Source organism: Winogradskyella marincola (assembly GCF_029624125.1).
In the GTDB taxonomy this organism is placed as follows: Bacteria; Bacteroidota; Bacteroidia; order Flavobacteriales; family Flavobacteriaceae; genus Winogradskyella; species Winogradskyella marincola.
In genome coordinates, this window is the sequence record NZ_JARSBN010000014.1 from 1 (window position 1) to 5685 (window position 5685).

1 protein-coding gene is annotated in these 5685 nt (G+C 36.5%); it reads left to right on the forward strand.

The genetic code is table 11. The annotated features are described in order from the left end of the window. Positions 1 to 277: 277 nt before the first annotated feature. A partial coding sequence (locus P7122_RS15680) for a choice-of-anchor L domain-containing protein (protein ID WP_278006751.1) occupies positions 278 to 5685 on the forward strand: 5408 nt, incomplete at its 3' end.

Consider the following 5685-nt stretch of genomic DNA (forward strand, 5'->3'; position numbering starts at 1 on the left):
TCTAAGTTATAAATAAAAAAAAGCTCTGACTAAGTCAGAGCTTTTTTTATTTGTTCTAGCGTAAGGAAAAACCTTTAATCGAATTAAACGGCATTTAATCTATTATTATAATATTAATAAAATGTTAATACTCATTTTTTATAAATTAACACTTTCTTGTCATAATTAGTAACACTAAGAAACATATTTTACATTATACATACACTAACCTATAAAGAAATTATTCCTTTCTAGCTTAATACTGGAAAGGTTTAGTTATTTAATAACAAAACTAACTATGAAAAAAATTACTTTATTTCTCATGATGCTAGGGTTCTGTTTTACTGCAAGCGCCCAATATGATTTTAGTACAATTGTGGGACCTACAAATGTAGCTGAGGGATCACCTGTTACCATCAGTCTTAATGATGTAGCCAATTCATCTGGTGTTCCCGCTTCATCTTCTGGAACCTACGACTCTTTCTCTATTACCTTAGATTGGAGCGCAGGAGGAGGTGGACCTTGGTCTTCTGAGGCAGATATAACTTTTACAACAACAGCGGGCTCGATAACAATAGACCCTCCAACTGCTGGTGGTGCTAGCAGTGGTGCTGATGCTACTCTAACTTTTTCTGGAGATTTGGCTGGTGTTTACGACCCTACAACAGATGGATATATTGATATTGTACTTAATCAAAGTTATGGTGGTTCTGATGCTGACTGGTCAAATATTGTGGTTACACTTTTTGAATCACCAACTTGTATAGATCCGTCTAATATGGTAGCTAGTGCTATAACAGCAACATCTGCTGACTTAGATTGGACAGTTGGCTTATCTGAAACTGATTGGAATATAGAATACAATAGTGGATCTGACTTTACTCCTGGAAATAGTGAAGCAGAATATTCTATTTCACCTACAGGATCTCCTAGTGTTTCTCTAACAGGTTTAAATCCTGCAACAGAATATTTTGTTTACTTTCAAGCAAACTGTGGACCTGGTGACCTAAGTCAATGGGTTGGTCCATATAGTTTTACGACAGAATGTGTAACTTTTGTTGCGCCATATACTGAAGGTTTTGAAAACGGAGGATCAATTCCTCAATGTTGGTCTATGGATGGTAATGAAAATTGGTTCTTTGACAATGATCCTGGTTTTAATCATATCGGAAACAACGGAACCATAACAGGTTCTACATCTACAAACGATTACTTTGCTTGGTGCGATTCTTCAGATGATGAAGGCCCAAGAACTCTAACTAGTCCATTAGTAGATATATCTGGCTTAGCAACTCCTGCTTTATCATTTTATGAAATTAGTGATAACGAAAACAATGCCAACTCACAACTAGATGTAGAGGTTTGGGATGGTGCAGCATGGAACAATGTAGGAACATTTAACAGCAATACTAGTGGATGGACCTTGATTGTAATAGATTTAAGCCCTTTAACAATAACAGGTGATGTTCAAGCTCGATTTGTTTTTTCTGAGATAGTTACTGGTGATTTTTACGATGATATTGCAATAGATGATGTAACTTTTGATGAAGCACCTACCTGTTTTAATCCTACATCATTAACGGCAACAGAAATAACTTCTAATAGTGCTGAATTAAGTTGGAATCAAGATGGTACAGTATCTGCTTGGAATATTGAAATAGTAACATCTGGAACTCCTCCTACAGGAAGTGCAACATATACTGATGTTACAAACCCATATACGGTATCAGGTCTAGCTGCATTAACTTCTTACGACTATTATGTACAAGCTAATTGCGGAAGCGAATTAAGCGGATGGACAGGACCTTTTACTTTCGAAACATTGTGTGACATATATGTTCCTGATTATTTAGAGCAATTCGATACTATTACACCAGATTGTTGGAACGAAGCAGATAGTGGAGATGCTACAACAGGACCAGGCGATCTTGGTGCTAGTGCATGGGCTACTGACGGCTTCCTTAATGATGGTTTTACTGGTGCCTATAAAATTAACCTATGGCAAGGAACTAAAAGCGATTGGATTATATCTCCACAATTTGATTTAACTGGTGGACCTTTCCAAGTAGAATTTGATTTTGGTATTATGCAATTTGGTAGTTCTACCAATGCTGGTACACTAGGTTCTGATGATATAGTTCAACTATTAATTACTAACGATAATGGCGTAACTTGGACTCCTTTATTAACTTACGATAATACTTCTGTTGTTTCAGAAAATGGTGAACATCCTGTTGTTACTTTAGAAGCTTATGTTGGTCAAATTGTGCAATTTGGAATCCTTGGATCAGAAGGTACTGTTGATGATTTAGAAGACATTGATGTATTTGTAGACAATTTCCGTGTCAGAGGAATCCCTACATGTCCTGAACCAACAGATTTAACCTCTAACAACTTGAGTTTAACTTCAACTGAAGTAGGATGGACTGAGACAGGCACATCAACAACATGGAATATAGAATATGGTCCTATTGGGTTTACGCCTGGATCAGGAACTTTAGTTACCGGAGTTACAACTAATCCTTTTGCATTAACAGGTTTAACCTCTGATACTGAATACGAATTTTATGTACAAGCAGAGTGTGACCCTACAAATCTAAGTTCATTTTCTGGGCCAGGTTCTTTCTATACTGGATATTGTCAGTCAGAACCTTCTAGTAACGATGGTGACGGAGTAAACTATGTGAACTTAGGTATTGAAAACTTCCCAAGTTTTGGAGATGTTACTTACGAAGATCATACAGCAACTGTAGTAAATGTATTCCAAGGTATAGAAACCAATGTAGAAATTGAATTTGGACACACATTCACCTACAATACAAACATTTGGATAGACTTTGATGACAATTTAGTGTTTGACAACTCAGAATTAGTTTATCAAGGTGAGTCTGCTGGTTTTAACAACCCACATATACTTGATGCTTCATTTATAATGCCTGCTACTGCTACATTGGGTCAACACAGAATGCGTATTGGAACTGCTGACTCTGGTCAAGCAACTCCTAACCCATGTTATAATGGTACTTGGGGTGTAACGTTAGATTTCACTGTAAATGTTGAAGAATTATTGTGTACACTTCCTGAAGCTACCTATACTATTGCTCCAGATTGTGAGAACAACCAATTCTATATAGATGTTGACGTTACAAGTATGGGTGATGCTACTTCATTAGAAATCTCGAATGATTTTGACACAAATACTACACAAGCTTTAGCTCCTGAAGTATATCAAGTAGGTCCTTTCGCATTTGGTACCTCTGTAAGTGTATTTGTAATGAACGAACAAGACAACAACTGTACTATAAGCAGTGAAACTTTTAGTTTATTAGCTTGTCCGCCAGATAATGATAATTGTGATAATGCAACATTAGCAGCTGTGAACACCGATGGAGAATGTACTGTAGTAACCCCTGGAACTTTACTTGAAGCGACGCCTTCTAGTACTCCTTCAGGTTCTTGTACTGGTAATCCAGATGATGATGTTTGGTTTCAATTTGTAGCTACTGACGATACCCACCTTATTAGTCTAGAGAATATTGTAGGCTCATCAACAAATTTAGATCATGGTTTATATGAAGGAACATGCGGTTCTCTTACAGAAATATACTGTTCTGAAGATGATGCTATAACATCACCAATATTGACTGAAGGAAATACGTATTACGTAAGAGTATTTTCTGCTGGTTCTGGTAGTGAAGACACTACGTTTGATTTATGTATAAGACCAGGTCTTGACAATGTAATTGTAGATCAAACTACTTATACTGTAGAAGAGTTAGTTCAGGACATTTTAATTGGAGGAGAATGTGCGCAAATATCTAATATTACTTACTCTACAGGAACCAACTATGGAGAAGAAAATGGTATCGGTTATTTCTCTATGGATGGAGATGGTGTTGGTTTCCCTTTTGATGAAGGTATTATTCTTACTTCTGGTGATGCAAGTTTGGCTTCTGGTCCTAACACCAATGCTATTAGTGACGGAACTACTGCATGGCCCGGAGACAATGATTTAGAAAATGCGGTAGGCATCTCTATTACCAATAATGCTACAATAATTGAATTTGATTTTGTTCCTCTTGCTCAAGAAATTAGCTTTGATTTCTTAATGGCTTCAGAAGAATATAACGGAGGCTCTTTTGAATGTACGTATTCTGATGCATTTGCATTTCTTTTAACAGACTCTAGTGGCAACACAACCAATCTTGCTGTATTACCAAATACAACAACGCCTATTTTGGTTACAAATATTCACCAAGCCAACACCACATGTGGTGCTGAAAATGAAGAGTATTTTGGTGGATATACGCCACAAAACTTACCTCCTACTTCTTTTGACGGTAGAACAAATGTATTTACAGCACAATCAGCAGTAAATGTTGGTGAAACTTACCGTATAAAACTGGTTATTGCTGATCAGAGTGACTCTGCATTTGATTCAGGTGTTTTCTTAAAAGCTGGAAGTTTTGACCTAGGTGAGCTTAACTTAGGAGATGATATTACAATAGCTTCTGGTGGCGCAACTTGTTTAGGAGAACCAATAGTTCTTGATACTGGTGCACCTAACCTTGATCATTACTGGTTTAGAAATGGTATTCTTATTGACGGAGAAACATCTTCAACATTAACCGTTACAGAACCTGATTTATATACTGCTCAAGTAATATTCTCTAGTCAATGTTTCTTAATGGATGAGATACTTGTTGAATTTCTTGCACCACCAGTTCTTAACGAAGATCCTTCAGACTTAGAAGCTTGTTCTGTAACAGGTGCAGCACCTTTTAACCTTAGCGATAACGATAGTGCTGTATTAGGTAGTTTAGATCCAAACAATCACACTATTTCATATCACACATCCGAAATTGATGCTGAAGGCAACACAGACCCTATTACAGACAGTCCGTATACTAACATTTCTAATCCTCAAACTATATACGTTAGAGTAGAAGATAATACAACAGGGTGTCATAGTGTAACTTCTTTCGATTTAATTGTTAACGAACCTAGCCACACAGCTGAAAGTGTTGACTATACCGAATGTGGTAATGGTATTGAAGCTGAATTTGACCTAGCATCACACACTAGCAACATACTAAACGGACAGGATTCTTCGCAATTTGTTGTTACATATCATACATCTCAAGCTGATGCAGATAATAACGCTAATTCATTACCTGATTTTTACACAAGTACAGGAGAAACTGTTTATGTACGTGTGCAATCTGTAAGCTATGAAGAGTGCTACGTTACAAATAATTTTGAATTAATTGTTGGTACACTTCCTGAAGCTACATTTGACCCTCAATATAGTTATGAGGTATGTCCTAATGCTACTGTTTCAATAGAGATTGGCCTTATACCAACTAATTTCAATGTAGAAGATGTTACTATTAGCTGGTACTATGAAGGAGTTCTAATTCCTAATGAAAATGAATTAGTTCTAGATAGTGAAGTCCTTGTTGACGGTGAATATTCTGCAGACATTACATTCAACGATACTGGCTGTGTTAATACTGTATATGCAGATGTAACGCAATTAGAATTCTGTACATTCCCACAAGGTATATCACCTAACAATGATGACTTAAACGATAGTTTCGACTTAAGCCCTTTCAATGTTGTAAGATTAGAAATCTTTAACAGAAACGGAACATTAGTTTACTCTAAAAACAACTATGTAGATGAGTGGTTTGGTCAAACAAACGA